The 17,731-nt window shown below is 65.6% G+C and carries 16 protein-coding genes; 13 read left to right on the forward strand and 3 right to left on the reverse strand.

The features are described from left to right. Positions 1-160: 160 nt before the first annotated feature. From ACEN9H_RS22750 to ACEN9H_RS22770, 5 genes are all read left to right on the forward strand, one after another. Positions 161-1,087, forward strand: coding sequence for a glycine-rich domain-containing protein (locus ACEN9H_RS22750; protein ID WP_413672168.1), 927 nt, complete (start codon positions 161-163; stop codon positions 1,085-1,087). Between the two features lie 213 nt (positions 1,088-1,300). Then, a complete protein-coding gene (locus tag ACEN9H_RS22755) occupies positions 1,301-3,157 on the forward strand; it encodes a CHASE domain-containing protein (protein ID WP_413672169.1) in 1,857 nt (618 codons plus the stop codon). Between the two features lie 295 nt (positions 3,158-3,452). Beyond that, positions 3,453-4,523: a hypothetical protein gene (locus ACEN9H_RS22760; RefSeq protein ID WP_413672170.1), complete on the forward strand. Its 1,071-nt coding sequence runs from the start codon at positions 3,453-3,455 to the stop codon at positions 4,521-4,523. Between the two features lie 190 nt (positions 4,524-4,713). Further along, positions 4,714-6,567, forward strand: coding sequence for a CHASE domain-containing protein (locus tag ACEN9H_RS22765; RefSeq protein ID WP_413672171.1), 1,854 nt, complete (start codon positions 4,714-4,716; stop codon positions 6,565-6,567). Between the two features lie 164 nt (positions 6,568-6,731). Beyond that, positions 6,732-7,451, forward strand: coding sequence for a glycine-rich domain-containing protein (locus tag ACEN9H_RS22770; RefSeq protein WP_413672172.1), 720 nt, complete (start codon positions 6,732-6,734; stop codon positions 7,449-7,451). A 5-nt stretch (positions 7,452-7,456) separates the two neighbouring features. On the opposite strand, the gene ACEN9H_RS22775 is transcribed toward ACEN9H_RS22770, so the two are convergent. Both ACEN9H_RS22775 and ACEN9H_RS22780 read right to left on the reverse strand, forming a co-directional pair. Then, entirely contained in the window at positions 7,457-7,720 is a 264-nt protein-coding gene (locus tag ACEN9H_RS22775; protein ID WP_371768440.1) for a hypothetical protein, read from the reverse strand. A 147-nt stretch (positions 7,721-7,867) separates the two neighbouring features. Beyond that, entirely contained in the window at positions 7,868-8,749 is an 882-nt protein-coding gene (locus ACEN9H_RS22780; RefSeq protein ID WP_413672173.1) for an SDR family oxidoreductase, read from the reverse strand. 11 nt (positions 8,750-8,760) lie between these two features. On the opposite strand from ACEN9H_RS22780, the gene ACEN9H_RS22785 reads away from it, so the two are divergent. From ACEN9H_RS22785 to ACEN9H_RS22810, 6 genes are all read left to right on the forward strand, one after another. Beyond that, positions 8,761-9,789 (forward strand): CDP-6-deoxy-delta-3,4-glucoseen reductase, encoded by a 1,029-nt coding sequence (locus ACEN9H_RS22785; protein WP_413672174.1) that lies wholly within the window; start codon positions 8,761-8,763, stop codon positions 9,787-9,789. Positions 9,790-9,909: 120 nt separating this feature from the next. Then, the gene (locus ACEN9H_RS22790; RefSeq protein ID WP_413672175.1) at positions 9,910-10,668 is read left to right on the forward strand and encodes a methyltransferase domain-containing protein; all 759 of its coding nucleotides are present in this window, start codon (positions 9,910-9,912) and stop codon (positions 10,666-10,668) included. 78 nt (positions 10,669-10,746) lie between these two features. Continuing rightward, complete coding sequence (locus ACEN9H_RS22795; RefSeq protein ID WP_413672176.1) at positions 10,747-12,009, forward strand: MFS transporter; 1,263 nt, start codon at positions 10,747-10,749, stop codon at positions 12,007-12,009. After that, positions 12,009-12,677, forward strand: a complete 669-nt coding sequence (locus tag ACEN9H_RS22800) for a DUF1345 domain-containing protein (RefSeq protein WP_413672177.1) — start codon at positions 12,009-12,011, stop codon at positions 12,675-12,677. The genes ACEN9H_RS22795 and ACEN9H_RS22800 overlap by 1 nt, the downstream gene beginning before the upstream one ends. Positions 12,678-12,752: 75 nt before the next feature. Next, positions 12,753-13,127 (forward strand): HPF/RaiA family ribosome-associated protein, encoded by a 375-nt coding sequence (locus tag ACEN9H_RS22805; RefSeq protein WP_056126439.1) that lies wholly within the window; start codon positions 12,753-12,755, stop codon positions 13,125-13,127. Positions 13,128-13,247: 120 nt separating this feature from the next. Next, positions 13,248-14,342: an acyltransferase family protein gene (locus ACEN9H_RS22810; RefSeq protein ID WP_413672178.1), complete on the forward strand. Its 1,095-nt coding sequence runs from the start codon at positions 13,248-13,250 to the stop codon at positions 14,340-14,342. Here ACEN9H_RS22810 and ACEN9H_RS22815 read toward each other — a convergent pair. Then, positions 14,335-15,123 (reverse strand): helical backbone metal receptor, encoded by a 789-nt coding sequence (locus ACEN9H_RS22815; RefSeq protein ID WP_413672179.1) that lies wholly within the window; start codon positions 15,121-15,123, stop codon positions 14,335-14,337. The two genes, ACEN9H_RS22810 and ACEN9H_RS22815, sit on opposite strands and share 8 nt — an antisense overlap. Before the next feature lie 108 nt (positions 15,124-15,231). Here ACEN9H_RS22815 and ACEN9H_RS22820 point away from each other — a divergent pair, with 108 nt between their 5' ends. After that, the gene (locus tag ACEN9H_RS22820; protein ID WP_371765860.1) at positions 15,232-16,185 is read left to right on the forward strand and encodes a GGDEF domain-containing protein; all 954 of its coding nucleotides are present in this window, start codon (positions 15,232-15,234) and stop codon (positions 16,183-16,185) included. A 66-nt stretch (positions 16,186-16,251) separates the two neighbouring features. Then, positions 16,252-17,700: an exodeoxyribonuclease I gene (sbcB, locus tag ACEN9H_RS22825; protein ID WP_160410566.1), complete on the forward strand. Its 1,449-nt coding sequence runs from the start codon at positions 16,252-16,254 to the stop codon at positions 17,698-17,700. Positions 17,701-17,731 lie beyond the last annotated feature (31 nt).

Raw genomic sequence — 17,731 nt, forward strand, 5'->3', positions numbered from 1 at the left:
TGCGTGAATTACATTGATTACGTGTAAGGCGCGCCAACGAATCGACCAACTCGTTGGCAGATGTCATCACGAACCTTGAGGAATTACTGTCCAGCGCTGGCCCGACAAGCCGACACAAACACAACTAGGGAAGCAGTCACAACGCAATCTTCAACAACCAATGGGGATGACCAACATGAACGCCAACGACCTGTTTAACGCCGTAATGCAACTCGACCTGGAACCGATCAAGACGAAGTTGATGCACGTGGAGTCGGGCGAAGGCTGGAGCCTGGACAAGGCCAATGCCGTGGAAAAGGAATACCGGCGCTTCCTGTGCCTGATGAAGATGTATCCCGACGAGTCCATCGCGCCCTTGGTCGACGTGGACACGTTCTGGCACTACCACATTCTCGACACGATGAAGTACGCGGCCGACTGCGAGCAGGCGTTCGGCTACTTCGTCCACCATTACCCGTACGTCGGCATGCGCGGCGGCGACGACGAGCAGTTCCGCATCGACAGCGGCGAGCGCATGCAGAGCCTGTACGAAGCGACGTTCGGCGAAGCCTATCCGGTGGCGGACGCGACGCCGGTGGAAGCGTCCGGCACGGCCTATTGCGCCGGTCCGTGGGACAAGCAGGGTGCGCAGGCCGCCGCTCGCGGCGAAACCGCCTACTGCGCCGGTCCGTGGGACAAGCAGGGTGCGCAGGCCGCCGTCCGCGGCGAGACCGCCTACTGCGCCGGTCCGTGGGACAAGCAGGGCGCGCAGGCCGCCGTCCGCGGCGAAACCGCCTACTGCGCCGGTCCGTGGGACAAGCCCCTTGCCCGCGCCGCCGCCGGCGCCGGTACGGCCTACTGCGCCGGCCCGTGGGACAAGCACGCCAACACGGCGTACTGCGCGGGTCCGTGGGACAAGCCGCATGCCCACGGCGCCGCCCAGGCCACGACCGCCTACTGCGCCGGGCCGTGGGACAAGCATGCCGCCACCGCCTACTGCGCGGGCCCATGGAAACAGGAGGGTGCACGGACCGGGACCAGTGCCGCCACCGCGTACTGCGCCGGGCCCTGGAAACCGGTCACTGCGACGTCGCCGCTGAACGTGTGAAGTACCGCCGGGGAGCGTGTTCCTCGTACGCACTCCCCGCGCATACGCATTGCCCGCTCCGGAACAGGCGCGGGCCTTTTTCTTTTGAGATAATTCTGCCAGTGAGCAACTCTTCGAATGACTAGGTGTCGCGCCGCATCCGAGACGAGTAAGTTGCAAATTACAAACTTTGTGTCGCCGAACGCGATTCGGCTGCACGCCTCTGGGAAGATTATGCAGGCCGTTCTGAGGGACGCATTTTCCGTTAACCGGTTCTCGTTCTGGACCGGCGCACTGGTGTCGACGCTCGTCGGCAGCGCCCTGTATGTGATGACCCAGCGGTCGATCGAAACGAATGCCCAGGAACGGTTCATCAACCATGCCAAATATGCGCAAAGCGTCATCAACGTGCGCATCAAGTCCTATACCGACCTGCTGCGCGCGACCGGAAGCCTGATCCATAGCACCGACATCCTGAGCCACCGCAAACTTCATGAATACGTGCTCGGGCTGGACCTCGCCAACAACTTCCCGGCGGTCGATTCGATCAATTTTGCGCTGTACGTCACGGACGACAGGCGCCAGCCCTTCCTCAGCGACCTGCGCGAGGAAATGGGAGGGCACATCCATGCCGCGGCGCCGCTGGACATCGTGCCGCCGGGGCAGCGCGACGCCTATCTGATCATCAGTTATATCGAGCCGGACCAGTCGGGCCCGGGCCATTACGGCATCGACCTGATGGCCAACCGTTATTTCAGCAAGCAATTGGCCGAGTCGCGCGACAATGGCACGGTCTACGCCTCTGGCACGCCCATCCTTGCCTTGTCCGGCCCCAACGATACCCATCTGGGCATGCGCATGCCGATCTATTATTTCGGCACCATGCCGGACACCGTGGCGGCACGCCGCGCCGCCTACGTCGGGTCATTGGGCATTGCGTTCAGCGTGCCGAAACTCCTGTACGGTGTCATGGACGAGATACCGATCAAGGGGCTGCGCATGACGCTGTTCGACATCGGTCCCGGCCTGGACGTCCATGGCCATGAAACCGCGGGAACGCCGCGCACGCTGTTCGACAGCCACGGTACCAGCAAGAACCCGATGCCGCCGCTCGCGGACGGCGACACGCGCATGTTCAGCACGACGCTGCCGCTGGATTTCAACGGCCGTACCTGGAAGACGACCTACAGCGCGCCCAAGGCCGCCCTGTACACGGAATTCGACACCTATTATCCGAAGCTGATGATGGCCTTCGGCTTCCTCGGCTCGATCCTGCTCTATGCCCTGGTGCACACGCTCACGTCGTCGCGCCGCGCCGCCCTCGCGCTCGCGCGGGAAATGACGAGCGAGCTGCGCGAAAGCCAGACCAAGCTGCAGCTGTCGCACCAGAAGCTCAGGCGCCTGGCCGACCATGCGTACCAGATCAAGGAACTGGAACGCAAGCGCATCGCGCGCGAGATCCACGACGACCTCGGCCAGAGCCTGCTCGCCCTGCGCATCGAAGCCGAACTGCTGGCCGGCCGCACGAAGGGCACGCACAGCCACCTGCACAAGCGCGCCCGCGCCACGCTGATGCAGATCGACACGACGATCAAGAGCGTGCGCCAGATTATCAACGACCTGCGCCCGACCGTGCTCGACCTGGGCCTGTCCGCGGCCGTCGAGTGGCAGGTCAACCAGTTCCAGCGGCGCACCGGCATCCACTGCGAAGTCCAGGACGACCACGGCGAGATCGCCCTGCCCGACCACTGCGCCACGGCCTTCTTCCGCATCTTGCAGGAATCGCTCACGAACATCGTCCGCCACGCCAACGCGACGCGCGTGAAGGTGGAGCTGCGCCTGAACGGCGGCTGGCTGTCGCTGACGGTACGCGACAACGGCTGCGGCCTGCCGCCCGGCGGGCGCAACAAGTACGGCTCGTTCGGCCTGGTCGGCATCGAGGAACGCATCGTGATCCTCGGCGGCACCTGCGCCGTCTTCAGCGAGCCGGACGGCGGCACCACCGTCATGGTGTCGGCGCCCGTCATCGGCAGCCCGGACCGCCCGCTGCCCGCGCCGATCGAGCACGGCTCCGGCTCGTCCGTCATCTGACTTCCCCCTTCCTCTGCTTCCTTTCCCTCAGTTATTCTCTCTGGATACGCCTACCCTATCCAAAGGCTTTGGTGTATCCAACTAAGCAACAAATGTTGTTTCTTTGACAAATATCAATAACACGGTGAATTGCCTCAACTACATTGAGCACGTGTAAGACACGTCCGCAAATCTGACAAAGAATTGCCCGACGTCATCACATGCCTGATGGAAATGTTGTTCGAAAGCAGCAGATTCACCGCATAAAACCATAACTAGGGATAGCAGTACTTCACTAACTACTACGAGGATGACCATGAACACCAACGACCTGTTTAACGCCGTGATGCAACTCGACCTGGAACCGATCAAGATGAAGCTGATGCATGCGGCATCGGGCGAAGGCTGGAGCCAGGAGAAGGCCGACGCCGTGGAAAAGGAATACCGCCGCTTCCTGTGCCTGATGAAAATGTATCCGGACGAGGACACGGCACCGCTGGTCGACGTCGACACGTTCTGGCACTACCACATCCTCGACACCATGAAATATGCCGCCGACTGCGAGCAGGCGTTCGGCTACTTCCTGCACCACTACCCGTACGTCGGCATGGGCGGCGGCGATGACGAGCAGTTCCGCCTCGCCAGCGGCGACCGCATGAAAGAGCTGTACGAAGCCACGTTCGGCGACGCCTACCCGGGCGCCGTCGCCCAGGCCGCGGACGGCGCCAGCGCGTACTGCGCGAGCCCGCGCATCGAAGCCGCCTACTGCGCCAGCCCCCGTATCGAGGCGGCCTATTGCGCCAGCCCGCGGATCGACACGGCCTACTGCGCCAGCCCGCGCAAGGAAGCACGCGAAAGCGCGGTGGCGGCCACCGCGTATTGCGCCAGCCCCCGGATCGACACGGCCTACTGCGCCAGCCCGCGCAAGGAAGCACGCGAAGGCGCGGTGGCGGCGACCGCGTATTGCGCCAGCCCGCGGATCGGCACGGCATACTGCGCCAGCCCGCGCAAGGAAGCACGCGAAGGTGCGGTGGCGGCGACCGCGTATTGCGCCAGCCCCCGGATCGACACGGCCTACTGCGCCAGCCCGCGTAAGGAAGCACGCGAAGGTGCGGTGGCGGCGACCGCGTATTGCGCCAGCCCCCGGATCGACACTGCCTACTGCGCCAGCCCGCGCAAGGAAGCACGCGAAGGCGCGGTGGCGGCGACCGCGTATTGCGCCAGCCCCCGGATCGACACGGCCTACTGCGCCAGCCCGCGCAAGGAAGCACGCAAAGATAAGGTGGCGGCGACCGCGTATTGCGCCAGCCCCCGGATCAGCACGGCCTACTGCGCCAGCCCGCGGGTCGAGACGCAGCCCGATCGTAGTGAAGCGGCCACCGCCTGAACGCCAGTGATCGGCGGGGGCCCGCCACACGCCACCTTTCAATTCCTGCAACATCCCAGCCCGCTCCGGATTCCGGAGCGGGCTTTTTCTTGTGCAAAGGAGTTCGCGCGCCACTCGACACAAGTTTTGCAACAAATTAACATTGCATATCCAGCCGTGCTGGAACACATTCTTTTAGAAAGCGTATTTGATGGCGACGACGCTGAAAGACACCTTTTCCGTGACCCGGTTCTCGTTCTGGGCCGGAGCATTGCTGTCTTCGCTCGTCGGCGCGTTGCTGTATCTGTTCACGGCACGTTCCATCGAAAGCGACGCCGAAGCCCGTTTCATCAGCCATGCCAGGCACGCGCAAAGCGTCATCACGGTCCGCGTGAAATCGTATACGGACTTGTTGCGCGCCACGGGCAGCATGATCCAGAGTTCCGACGTCCTGACGCACCAGGGCTTCCATGAATTCGTGACCGGACTGGACCTGGCCCGGAGCTTCCCGGCGGTCGACTACATCAATTACGCGGTCCAGGTGCCGCATGAGGGGCGCGACGCATTCGTTGCCGCACTGCGCACGGACGTGTCGCACATCTTTGGCAAGCCGGTCGACCTGGACATCATGCCGCCCGGCATCCGGCCGTCGTACCTGGTCGTCGCCTTCGTCGAACCTGCGCCGCCGGGCGCCCACTACTATGCGATCGACCTGAAAGCCAACCGCTATTTCGGGAACTTGCTGCTGCAAGAGCGCGATAGCGGCATGATTTTTTCGACCGGTACGCCGATCCCGATGTTGTCGCGTCCGAACAATATCTATGTGGGAATGCGTATGCCGGTCTACCGCAAGGGCTTGCCGCTGCGCACGGTCGACCAGCGCCGTGAGGCCTACACGGGTTCGCTCGGCATCGCGTTCAGTATCCCCAAGCTGCTGAATGGCGTCATGGACGAAGTTCCAGTCGCGAACCTGCGCATGACGCTGTACGACGTCGGACCCGGCATCGACGCCCGCGGCCAACCCACGGTATCGAAGCCGCTCGCGTTGTTCGACAGCCGCGGCACGCGCGCCGAGCCGACGCCGGCGCTCGACGTCGGCGATGACGTCTTCACGACCAGCCTGCCGCTCGATTTCAACGGGCGTCCGTGGAAAACGACGTTCAGCGCCCCCAGGGCCGCGCTGTACACGGAATTCGACACCTATTATCCGAAGCTCATGATGGCCTTCGGCTTCCTCGGCTCGATCCTGCTCTATGCCCTGCTGCACACGCTCACGTCGTCGCGCCGCGCCGCCCTCGAGCTGGCGCGGGAGATGACGAGCGAGCTGCGCGAAAGCCAGGCCAGGCTGCAGTTGTCGCACCAGAAGCTCAGGCGTCTCGCCGACCATGCGTACCAGATCAAGGAAATGGAGCGCAAGCGCATCGCGCGCGAGATCCACGACGACCTCGGCCAGAGCCTGCTCGCCCTGCGCATCGAAGCCGAATTGCTGGCGGGACGCACGCAGGGCACGCATAACCACCTGAACACGCGCGCCCGTTCCACGCTGCAGCAGATCGATACGACCATCAGGAGCGTGCGCCAGATCATCAACGACCTGCGTCCGACCGTGCTCGACCTGGGCCTGTCCGCGGCCGTCGAATGGCAGGTCAACCAGTTCCAGCGCCGCACCGGCATCCAGTGCGACATCCAGGACGACCACGGCGAGATCGCCCTGCCCGACCATTGCGCGACGGCCTTTTTCCGCATTCTGCAGGAATCGCTCACGAACATCGTCCGGCACGCCAACGCGACGCGCGTGAAAGTGGAGCTGCGCCTGAACGGCGACTGGCTGTCGCTGACGGTGACCGACAACGGCTGCGGCCTGCCGCCCGGCGGGCGCAGCAAGTACGGGTCATTCGGCCTGGTCGGCATCGAGGAGCGCATCGTGATCCTCGGCGGCACCTGCACCGTCTTCAGCGAACCGGGCGGCGGCACGACCGTCATGGTCTCCGCGCCTGTCATCGGCGGCCCGGAACCCGTTCTCTCCCAGGAACAGGAGCAGGGCGCGGGTTCGGCCGTCATCTGACATTTCACCGGCTCGCCTTACTCCACTATCGAACTCCTGCATAGCCGTTCAAACAACTCATATTATTTGTTTGACAAATATCAAAAACCGGGTGAATTACCTCAACTACATTGAGGACGTGCAACACACGCCCGACCATTCCTGAACCCTTGACAAGGATGACCATGAACACCAACGACCTGTTCGACGCCGTAATGCAACTCGACCTGGAACCGATCAAGATGAAGCTGATGCATGCGGCATCGGGCGAAGGCTGGAGCCAGGAGAAGGCCGACGCCGTGGAAAAGGAATACCGCCGCTTCCTGTGCCTGATGAAAATGTATCCGGACGAGGACACGGCGCCGCTGGTCGACGTCGACACGTTCTGGCACTACCACATCCTCGACACGATGAAATATGCCGCCGACTGCGAGCAGGCCTTCGGCTATTTCCTGCACCACTACCCGTACGTCGGCATGGGCGGCAACGATGACGAGCAGTTCCGCCTCGACAGCGGCGACCGCATGCGCGAGCTGTACGAAGCCACGTTCGGCGACACCTACCCGGGCGCCGCCGCCCAGGCCGCGGACGGCGCGGCCGCATGGTGCGCAAGCCCGCACATCGAGCCGGGCCAGACGACGGACAGCGCGACCGCATGGTGCGCGAGCCCGCATACCGCCGGCAAGCGCGCTGCCGCCACCGCGTGGTGCGCGAGCCCGCACATCGACAAACTGACCCGGCGTGCGATCGACACCGCCTGGTGCGCGAGCCCGCACATCGGCAAGCTGACCCACGACGGCGGCGCCACCGCCTGGTGCGCGAGCCCGCACATCGGCAAGCTGACCCAGGGCGGCGGCGCCACCGCCTGGTGCGCCAGCCCGCACACCGCCAACAAGGCCGCCTGAGCGGGTCAGGCCGCGCTGGCCTCCGCGTGGGGCCGCACCATCAGCGCGCGCAGCTCGCGGATGCTGTAGTCGGACACCTCGTGCATGCGCAGCAGGAGGGTGGCGCCGATCGGCAGGGTGTTGTGGCGGATCTTGCTGATCACGGGCGGCGCCACTTCCAGCAGCCGCGACAGCGCGGCGTCGTTCTTGAGCTTGAGTTTATTGATGATGGCGTCGAGGACCCGGTTCGGGTCGTACTCGGCGCCGTCAGGTATGCGTCTGATGGGCATGTTCGTCTTTCGCTTTGTGACATCCATGGGAAATTTTCCACAACCCATAGCGGGTTATGGAAAATCAGCCAGTTTCGGGAAATATAAGTTCTTTGTGTGGTCGCTCTACGGCGTACCCGAATGATACATGGATTAGTTGCGAAATGCTTAAGACGCCCTTATGCCGTCGCCGACATGGGGATAGCGCAGGCGGGCCCGCAGCTCCGTGCCGAGGCGGCGGTTGTCCAGCCGGCGCGATTCCGACATGAAGGACAGCAGCATCGGCGACACCGCCTTCTCCAGCTCGGCGCGCGCGAGACGCGGCGGCCGCGCCAGGCCGAATGCATCGGCCACGAGATCGAAATAATCCCCCATCTTCATGCGCGTGTCGTCGGACGCGTTGTAGACGCGCCCCGGCCATGCGCGGAACAGCGCCAGCGCGCACAGCCGTGCCAGGTCGTCGGCGTGGATGTGGTTCGTGTACACGTCGTCCGCGCTCGCCAGCGCCGGCGTGCCCCGCTGCAGCCGTTCGATGGGCAGGCGGTCCGCCGCATAGATGCCGGGCGCGCGCAGGATCGCCACCTTGCCCCCGCTCGCCACGGCCCATGCGCGCAGCACGCGTTCGGCGTCCACGCGGCGCCGCGCACGCGCATTGCACGGGGCGACGGGCGTCGTCTCGGGGGTCGCCGCGCCGTCACGGTCGCCGTAGACGCCCGAGGTGCTGACATAAACCACCCGCGCGCCCTCGGGTAGAATGGCGATCAAATTGCGCGTGCGCAAATCGAGCGCGCCGTCCTGCTGTGGCGGCGCAAGATGAACGACCCGCTGCGCCAGTCCTGCCAATCGCTTCAGCGTCGCTGGCCGGTCGAGGTCGGCCACGACGGGGACGGCGCCCGCCGCACGCAATGCCGCGCACCGGGCCGGCTGGCTCGTCACGGCGAACACGCGAAAACGCTCGCGCACCAGCGGCAGCAAACGCATGCCGACGTCGCCGCAGCCCACGATCAGGAGGCGCGGCTTGTTGAACCTGACTTTGTTTTTTGTATCCATTCGAGGATTGTATGACGTTTCAGATCACTGTCCAGCCCAGCGGCCACCACTACGACTGCGACGCGGACGAAACCGTGCTCGCGGCCGCGATCCGCTCCGGCATCGGCCTGCCGTACGGCTGCAAGAACGGCGCCTGCGGTTCCTGCAAGGGCAAGGTCGTCGAAGGCACGATCCACCACAAGCCGCACCAGGCACGCGCGCTGACCGACCAGGAAAAGCTGCAGGGTCTCGCCCTGATGTGCTGCGCCGTGCCCGAGAGCGACGTCGTGATCGAAGCGCGCGAAGTGGGCGGCAGCAGTGAATATCCGGTGCGCAAGATGCCGACCCGCGTCACCGCCATCCGCCGCGCCGCGCCGGACGTCGCCATCCTCACCTTGCAGCTGCCGGCCAACGAGGCCCTCGCCTACCGCGCCGGCCAGTACATCGAATTCATGCTCAAGGACGGCAAGCGCCGCGCCTACAGCATCGCCAGCGCGCCGTCGCTGGGCGGCCCGGTCGAACTGCACATCCGCCACCTCCCCGGCGGCGTGTTCACGGACCATGTCTTCGGGGCGATGAAGGAACGCGACATCCTGCGCTTCGAGGGTCCGTTGGGCACGTTCTTCCTGCGCGAAGACTCGAACAAGCCGATCGTGCTGCTGGCCTCCGGCACCGGCTTCGCGCCGGTCAAGGCGCTCGTCGAGCACATGATCCATCTGAAGTCGGAACGTCCCGTCGCCCTGTACTGGGGCGGACGCCGGCCGCAGGACCTGTACATGCACGCGTTATGCGAGCAGTGGGCGCGCGAGCTGCCCCACTTCACGTACGTGCCCGTCATCTCGGACGCGCTGCCGGAAGACGGCTGGACGGGCCGCACGGGCTTCGTGCACGCGGCGGTGATGCAGGACATCCCCGACCTGTCGAACCACCAGGTGTATGCGTGCGGCGCGCCGATCATGGTCGATTCCGCACGGCGCGACTACGTCGAGCAATGCGGCCTGCCGGCCGACGAGTTCTACGCCGACGCCTTCACGACGGAAGCGGACCTGGCCCAGCCCTGACGTGCCCGGCGGCGCCCGCATGCAGACACGATTCCTGTATATCTCGACAAGGATTTGGAGTATGTTCCCGTTTGCCCCGGCCGCACCGGCCGGTTCCCAAACATGAAAGGGTCGAATAACATGCACAAGACGCTCCGCCATGCCCCTGTCCTGCTCGCCCTGTCGGCCGCCCTCGTATCGACAGCCCTCCTTTCGGGCGCCCTCCCCGCCCACGCTGCCGACCAGGCCGGCAACAACTGGCAAACCGTCCTCGCCAGCCCGCTCCGCACGGACGACGACCGCAAGGGCGACGCACACCGCAAATCCGCCGAATTCCTCACGTTCGCCCAGGTGAAGCCGGGCATGAAGGTGCTCGACGTGGCGTCCGGCGGCGGCGCCACCGCGGCCCTGCTGACGGCGGCCGTGGGCCCCAAGGGCGAGGTCTGGGCCCAGAACGCCAAGCCGAACGCCAAGCTGGACGCGCGCCTGGGCCAGGCCACGCTGCCGAACCTGCACGCCGTCGTGGCGGACTTCAACGATCCGGTCCCGAAAGGCACGCCGCCGCTGGACCTCGTCACGATCAACATGTCGTACCATGACATCGTCAACACGCCGGCCGACCGCGCCGCGCTGAACAAGCGCCTGTACGACGCCCTCAAGCCGGGCGGCCACCTCGTCGTCATCGACAACGCGGCGAAGAAGGGCAGCGGCCTCACGGCGACGAAGACCCTGCACCGCATCGACGAGGACACGGTCGTCGACGAGGTGACGAAGGCCGGCTTCAAGGTCGACGCGAAGAGCGACTACCTGCGCGCGCCGTCCGACCCGCGCGAGCAGCCGTTCTTCGAAATGAAGGGCGCGCCGGACGACAAGTTCGCGATCCGGTTCGTCAAGAAATAAGACCGCTGTCAAGACAGCGCGTTGCGCGGACATCAGGCACAATGAGGGTTGCATTCCCGCCATTCCCTCTCCCAACCTATGTCCGTGCTTTCTCCGACAGGGCGCCTTGCCGTCCTGCGCAACCGTAACGTTTCGTTCTACCTCTCCTCGCGCTTCCTCGGCACGCTAGCCGTCCAGATGCAGAGCGTGGCCATCGGCTGGCAGGTCTACCAGATCACGCACAGCCTGTTCGACCTCGGCCTCATCGGCCTCGCCCAGTTCGCGCCATTCCTTGTCCTGATCCTGTGGGCCGGCCACGTGGCCGACACGCACAACCGCCGCAACATCGTCCTCGCCTGCATGGCCACGCAGCTGCTGTGCAGCCTGCTGCTCGTCGCGTTCACGCTGTCCGGCAGCAAGACCGTGTGGCCCGTGTACGCCGTGCTCGTGCTGTTCGGCAGCGCGCGCGCCTTCATGCAGCCGGCGTCGCAGGCGGTGCTGCGCAACCTCGTCGCCACGAAGGATTTCTCGCAGGCCGTCGCGCTGAGCTCCTCGACGTTCCAGGTGGCCGTGATCGTCGGCCCGGTGCTGGGCGGCCTGCTGTACGTGTTCGGGCCGAACGTCGTGTATGGCGTGTCGAGCACGCTGCTCGTCATCGCGGTGCTGCTGATGTCCGGCACGAAAAGCGCACCGCAGGCGATGAACAAAGCGCCCGTCAGCTGGCACACCCTGCTGGAAGGCCTGCGCTTCGTGTGGTCGCGGCCGATCGTGCTGGGCGCCATTTCGCTCGACCTGTTTGCCGTGCTGTTCGGCGGCGCCACCGCCCTGCTGCCCGCGTATGCGCACGACGTGCTGCACGCCGGCCCCACGAGCCTGGGCCTGTTGCGCACGGCCCCCGGCGCCGGTGCCACCTTGTGTTCGATCGCGCTCGCGTTCTTGCCCATCACGCGCAAGGTCGGCGCGTGGATGTTCGGCGGCGTCGCCCTGTTCGGCGCGGCCACCGTGACGATGGGCCTCACGCACAGTTTTTATGTGGCCCTCGTCGCGCTGTTCCTGCTGGGCGCGGGGGACATGGTCAGCGTCTACATCCGCCACCTGCTCGTGCAGTACGAGACGCCGGACGAGATCCGTGGCCGTGTCAGCGCCGTGAACGCCGTGTTCATCGGCGCCTCCAATGAACTGGGCGAATTCGAATCGGGCCTGACGGCGAGCTGGTTCGGCCTCGTGCGCGCGATCGTGTTCGGCGGCGTCGCCACGCTCGTCGTCACGGGCACGTGGATGAAGCTGTTCCCCGTGCTGTCGCGCATGGACCGCTTCCCGCACCACGAGGCGGAACAGGCGGCCAAGGCCGGGACCACGTGATGGAACAGCGGCCAGGCTTCCTGTTGCGCTTCATCCGCAGCCGCCCGTACCTGCTCGGCGCGCTGATGCTCGGCGTGGCGGTCGGAATGCTCGTGCCGGCGCACTACAACGACCTGCGCCGCGCCCTGATCGGCTGGAACAGCGGCGTCTGGTCCTATCTGCTGATCATGGCGTGGACGATGTTCCGCGCCGATCACAGCCGCGTGCGCGCGATCGCCGAAAGGCAGGACGAAAGCGGGGGCGCCGTGCTGGGCGCCGTCGTCGTCGGCGCGATCCTGAGCGTGTACGCGATCGTGACGGAACTGGCGAACATGAAGGAGGCGACGGAACACGTCAAGGCGCTGCACTACGGCTTCACGGCGCTGACCGTGATCGGTTCCTGGCTGCTGGTCGGCGTCATGTACTGTTTCCATTACGCGCACATCTACTACACGGCCAGCAAGCACGCGCTGCCGCTGGAATTCCCCGACCGGCACACGCAGCCGAACTACTGGGACTTCCTGTACTTCTCGTTCACGCTGTCGGTCGCCGTGCAGACGTCGGACGTGACCGTCAGGACGCGCGCCATGCGCAAGCTCGTGCTGGGCCATTGCGTGCTCGCGTTCTTCTTCAACCTCGTCATCCTCGGCCTGTCCGTGAACATCGCGGCAAGCCTCGTGAACACCTGAGTGCGCGTGCGGAACGGCGGGTTTTCTCCGGAGCGGGTAATATCGATGCAAATGTGTCCACTTTTGGAGGAGTTTATGGAAGTTAATGTCAACACCGATAACACCATCCAGCGCCATTCTGGCCTCGACGAACGCGTCCGCACCATGGTCGAAGAAGCGATCGGCCGCTTCGGTGACCACGTGCGCCGCGTGGACGTGCACCTCTCCAACGAGAACAAGGAAAAGCACGAAGACGGCAGCAACTACTGCATGATGGAAGCGCTCGTCTCGGGTTATGCGCCCGTCGTCGTGCATGCGCATGCGGAAAACCTGCAGCAGTCGATCACGAGCGCCGTCGGCAAGCTCAAGCGCGCCCTGGACAGCGCCATCGGCCGCCTGAACGACAAGAACAAGCGCGAACCGCTGCCCGTGGACGCCGAGTCCGATAAAGACCTGACCAGCAATTCCTGATCGCGGTCGCGGCAACGGACTGCCGCCAGTCCGTTGTCCGCCAAAAGTGTTGCAAAAATTAAAATATGCTTGCGTCATCCGGAGCGTCCATATACGCTTGTACGGACAACTGCGAGCACCATGACCACGACTGCACAACCCACACCCGCCGCCCGGACCGACAAGCTCCTGACCATCGAAGCGGCCCGCGGCATCGCCGCCCTGCTCGTCGCCTTCTTCCACGGATCGCACGTCGTCGAACTGGCCCAGCCGGAACGCGGCGCGCCGTTCGGCGGCTTGTTCACCTTCGGCCATGCGGGCGTGCCCTTCTTCTTCGTCCTGTCCGGCTACATCATCTATTACATCCACCATGCCGACCTCGACCGTCCCAGCAGGCTGGGTTCGTTCGCATGGAAGCGCGCGACGCGCATCTATCCGCTGTACCTGGTCGTGATGGTGCTGATCACCGCGAAATACGGGTTCGCGGGGAATTTTGCGTGGGATTACTGGATAAAATCCGTGCTGCTGCTGCCGCAGAACCAGTTGCCGATGCTGATCCAGTCCTGGACCCTCGTCCACGAAGTCCTGTTCTACGCCCTGTTCGGCCTGGCCATCTGGCGCGTGCGCGTGAGCCGCTGGGTGCTGCTTTCCTGGGCGATCCTGTTCTGCACGGCGCGCGTGGTCGATCTGCAGCTGCCGGCCGGGCTGTTCGGCGACACCGTCCGGACCCTCGCCTCCCCGTACAACCTGCTGTTCCTCCTCGGCATGGGCGTCGCGTGGGTGCTGCGCCACCGCACGATCGCCTTCCCGCGGCTGCTCGCGCTGGCGGGAACCCTCGCCTTCCTGGCCACGGGCCTCGTGGAAAACACCGGTCTCTACAAGAGCATGGCCGAGCACGGCCTGTTGCCGGTCGTGTTGTACGGCGTGAGTTCCGCCTGCATCATCATTGGTCTCGTCACAGCCGAAACCGCCGGCAATCTGCGCGTGGGCCGCATCGGCGGCCTGCTGGGCGCGCTGTCCTATCCGCTGTACCTCACGCACGGCATCGCGATCAGCATCGCCGTCGAGGCCGCGCGCAAGCTGCACTACGCCGGATCGGGCGCCCTGCTGCTGACCGGTGCCGTGGCCGTGGCCTGCGTGGCGGCGCTGGTCGTGCACCGCTGCGTGGAAAAGCCGGTGGCCAGGTGGCTGCGCAACGTGTGGGCCCGCCGCGGCGCGGCGCCGGCCTTTACTTGAGCGTCTGCAGATAGCGCAGCCCGGCCAGCGCCCGGCTGCCGTACCACGACATCATCTCGCCATCGACGAGATGAACGGGAATCCCCAGCTGCTTTTCCAGCGCGTCCGCATGGTCTTCCGTGAAGCGGTAGGGCTCGGTCGACAGCAGCACGGCATCGAGCCCGTCGACGAGCGCCTGCGACCAGGCGAAGCGCGGATACCGGTCCGTGCCCAGGTCCGGCACGCGCCAGCCCAGTTCGGCCAGCATGTTCGCGATATACGTGTTCTTCGACACCGTCATCCACGGGTCTTGCCAGATGCAGTACAGCACCGTGCGCGCCGGACCTGCCGGTGCCGCATGCAGCGCTGCGTACTCGGCCTCGAAGGCGGCACACCAGCGCGCGGCGGCCTCTTCCGCCCCGAAGATCCCGCCCATCAGCCGCGCCAGGGGCACATTGTCGCGCGGCGTGTTCGGATGCGTGACGACGACGTGCGGCACGAACCCGGCGAGTTGCTCGACGGTCGGCTTTTCGTTCTCGTCGATGTTGACGACGACGTGCGTGGGCGCGAGCTTGCGGATCTTCTCGATGTTGACGTCCTTCGTGCCGCCCACCTTGGGGATGGCCGCGACCACGTCGCGCGGATGGATGCAGAAGCCGGTGCGGCCGACGAGCTTGCCGGCGAGGCCAAGGTCGCACAGCAGCTCGGTGATCGAGGGCACGAGGGAGACGATGCGCGCATCGGGCGCGGGTGCGTGGTGGTGGCCGAGAGCGTCGGCCAGGAAGTCGGGGGCGGTAGTCATGCCGCCATTGAAACACTGTTGTTTATCGGCGCCAAGCATCGGCGCTGGTGTTTCGTTAAGGTATCATGCGAGGTTGTCAATATAAGTTGTCGCCTGGCAGTCAATCTGATGATCGTGACCGGCACTTTCGGTGCATCCCCCTACCGCATTCGCGACTTGCAGCTCTTTCGCGACATCGACGATCCCGCCGTCACGCAAGCGCTCGCCGATTCCCGGCTCGTGCGGCTGCCGCGGGGCGAAGCGCTCGAGGACGGCCTGCGCGCCCGCCTCTACATCCTGCTCGCGGGCAGCCTCGCCGTGGAGGGCGCGCTGGGCGAAGGCAATGTCGAGCGCATCCTGCCGGGCGAAAGCGTGGGCGAGCAGTCCGTGCTGGACGATGCCGCCAACCTCGACGCCATCGTCGCGCTGGAAGACAGCGAGCTGCTCGTCATCGAACCCGACCGCGTGTGGCAATTGATCGACGGGCACAACGGCGTGGCGCGCAACCTGCTGCGGCTGCTGTCGTTCCGCATCCGCGCGACCAACGCCCGCCTGCGCCGGCGCCAGAAGCTGGGCGAGTTCTACCGCCAGCTGTCGTTCAACGACGGCCTCACGGGCCTGTACAACCGCGCCTGGCTGAACGACGCGCTGCCCAAGCTCGTCACGCGCGCGCGCCAGGACGGCGGGCCGCTGTCGCTCGTGATGATCGACCTCGACCACTTCAAGCGCTTCAACGACACGCATGGCCACATCGCGGGCGACGCCGCCCTGTGCGCGGCCGCGGGCGTGATCCGCGCGGGCCTGCGCCCGACCGATTTCGCCGTGCGCTACGGCGGCGAGGAAATGATGGCGATCCTGCCCGCCACCCCGCAGGCGCAGGCGCTGACGGTCGCCGAGCGCCTGTGTGTGCGCATGCGCGAGGCCGCCGTGTTCGACGACATGCGCCTGCCGCTGCCGCACGTCACCGGATCGTTCGGCGTCGCCACGCTGCTGCCCGGCCAGGACGAACGGGGCCTGATCGAGGCCGCCGACGCCGCGCTGTACCGCGCCAAGGAAGCAGGCCGCGACCGCATCGGCACGTGAAGTTCCCAAAACCGGATTGAGCCGGTGCTAGGCCGTGCGAATCATGCACGTTAGAATGGCGCCACGATGAGCAACCACACCTTCCTCTGGCACGACTACGAGACCTTCGGCGCGGAACCGCGGCGCGATCGTCCCGCACAGTTCGCCGCGATCCGCACCGACGCCGACCTCAACGAGATCGGCGAACCGATCATGCTGTATTGCCAGCCGGCGCCCGACTACCTGCCGGACCCGCAAGCCTGCCTGATCACCGGCATCACGCCGCAGCACTGCCTGGAACACGGCGTGCCCGAACACGAATTCGCGGCCCGCATCTGCGCCGCGTTTTCCGAGCCGGGCACGATCGGCGTCGGCTACAACACCATCCGCTTCGACGACGAGGTCACGCGCTTCCTGCTGTGGCGCAACCTGATGGACCCGTATGCGCGCGAATGGCAGAACGGCTGCGGCCGCTGGGACATGCTCGACGTCGTCCGCATGGCCTATGCGCTTCGGCCGGACGGCATCACCTGGCCGCGCCACGATGACGGCCGTCCCAGCTTCAAGCTCGAACACCTCACGCGCGACAACGGCCTCGTGCACGACGCCGCGCACGACGCGCTGTCCGACGTGCGCGCCACCATCGCGCTCGCGCGCCTGCTGCGCAGCAAGCAGCCGAAGCTGTTCGACTTCTGCCTCGAACTGCGCCGCAAGGACAAGGTCGCGGAACAGATGGGCCTGCACCTGGACCGCGCGCTGCGCCAGCCGTTCCTGCACGTCTCCGGCATGTTCCCGGCCGAGCGCGGCTGCCTGGGTGTCGTCTGGCCGCTCGCGACGCATCCCACGAACAAGAACGAAGTCCTCGTGTGGGACTGCCGCCACGACCCGTCCGAACTGTTCAACCTGAACGTCGAGACGATCCGCCAGCGGATGTTCACCCGCGCCGCCGAGATGCCCGAGGGCATGACGCGCCTCCCGATCAAGAGCGTGCACCTGAACAAGTCGCCGATGCTGGTCGGCAACCTGAAAACGCTGAGCACACAGATGGCGGCCCGGTGGGAACTGGACGTCGAACAATGTCTCGCCCACGCCCGCAGCGCCGCGGCCGGGCCGGACATGACGGCGATCTGGCAGAAGGTGTACCAGCGCGATGCGGTCACCGCGAGCGTCGACGTCGACGAAGACCTGTACGGCGGCTTCGTCTCGAACGGCGACCGGCGCCGGCTGGAATCGTTGCGGGCGGAAGCCGCGCCGAAGCTGGCGACCTTGCGCCCGTCGTTCGAGGACGAGCGCCTGTCGCACCTGCTGTTCCGCTACCGCGCCCGCAACTTCCCGCACACGCTGGGCGAGGACGAGCAGCAGGCTTGGGAAGACCACCGCGCCGCGCGCCTGTTCGACGGCGCGGGCGCTGCGCGCACGATCGATCAATTGTTTGCCGAGATAGACGCGCTGTCCGAGACGGCGGACGAGCGGGCTGAGGAAATCCTCGGGGCCCTGTATGATTACGCGGAGATGATCGCCCCCAGCCGGTATTGATCGGCGCGACGGTGGGCACCGTGTGTCCACC

The organism is Massilia cellulosiltytica (assembly GCF_047325105.1).
Classification (GTDB): Bacteria; Pseudomonadota; Gammaproteobacteria; order Burkholderiales; family Burkholderiaceae_D; genus Telluria; species Telluria orientalis.

What these genes read in the sequence shown, in the direction of transcription:
- sbcB (WP_160410566.1), top strand. Translation starts at nt 16,252, where the DNA reads ATGAGCAACCACACCTTCCTCTGGCACGACTACGAGACCTTCGGCGCG.
- ACEN9H_RS22795 (WP_413672176.1), top strand. Translation starts at nt 10,747, where the DNA reads ATGTCCGTGCTTTCTCCGACAGGGCGCCTTGCCGTCCTGCGCAACCGT.
- ACEN9H_RS22805 (WP_056126439.1), top strand. Translation starts at nt 12,753, where the DNA reads ATGGAAGTTAATGTCAACACCGATAACACCATCCAGCGCCATTCTGGC.
- ACEN9H_RS22810 (WP_413672178.1), top strand. Translation starts at nt 13,248, where the DNA reads ATGACCACGACTGCACAACCCACACCCGCCGCCCGGACCGACAAGCTC.
- ACEN9H_RS22785 (WP_413672174.1), top strand. Translation starts at nt 8,761, where the DNA reads ATGACGTTTCAGATCACTGTCCAGCCCAGCGGCCACCACTACGACTGC.
- ACEN9H_RS22800 (WP_413672177.1), top strand. Translation starts at nt 12,009, where the DNA reads ATGGAACAGCGGCCAGGCTTCCTGTTGCGCTTCATCCGCAGCCGCCCG.
- ACEN9H_RS22775 (WP_371768440.1), bottom strand. Translation starts at nt 7,720, where the DNA reads ATGCCCATCAGACGCATACCTGACGGCGCCGAGTACGACCCGAACCGG.
- ACEN9H_RS22760 (WP_413672170.1), top strand. Translation starts at nt 3,453, where the DNA reads ATGAACACCAACGACCTGTTTAACGCCGTGATGCAACTCGACCTGGAA.
- ACEN9H_RS22815 (WP_413672179.1), bottom strand. Translation starts at nt 15,123, where the DNA reads ATGACTACCGCCCCCGACTTCCTGGCCGACGCTCTCGGCCACCACCAC.
- ACEN9H_RS22750 (WP_413672168.1), top strand. Translation starts at nt 161, where the DNA reads ATGGGGATGACCAACATGAACGCCAACGACCTGTTTAACGCCGTAATG.
- ACEN9H_RS22820 (WP_371765860.1), top strand. Translation starts at nt 15,232, where the DNA reads ATGATCGTGACCGGCACTTTCGGTGCATCCCCCTACCGCATTCGCGAC.
- ACEN9H_RS22770 (WP_413672172.1), top strand. Translation starts at nt 6,732, where the DNA reads ATGAACACCAACGACCTGTTCGACGCCGTAATGCAACTCGACCTGGAA.
- ACEN9H_RS22790 (WP_413672175.1), top strand. Translation starts at nt 9,910, where the DNA reads ATGCACAAGACGCTCCGCCATGCCCCTGTCCTGCTCGCCCTGTCGGCC.
- ACEN9H_RS22765 (WP_413672171.1), top strand. Translation starts at nt 4,714, where the DNA reads ATGGCGACGACGCTGAAAGACACCTTTTCCGTGACCCGGTTCTCGTTC.
- ACEN9H_RS22780 (WP_413672173.1), bottom strand. Translation starts at nt 8,749, where the DNA reads ATGGATACAAAAAACAAAGTCAGGTTCAACAAGCCGCGCCTCCTGATC.
- ACEN9H_RS22755 (WP_413672169.1), top strand. Translation starts at nt 1,301, where the DNA reads ATGCAGGCCGTTCTGAGGGACGCATTTTCCGTTAACCGGTTCTCGTTC.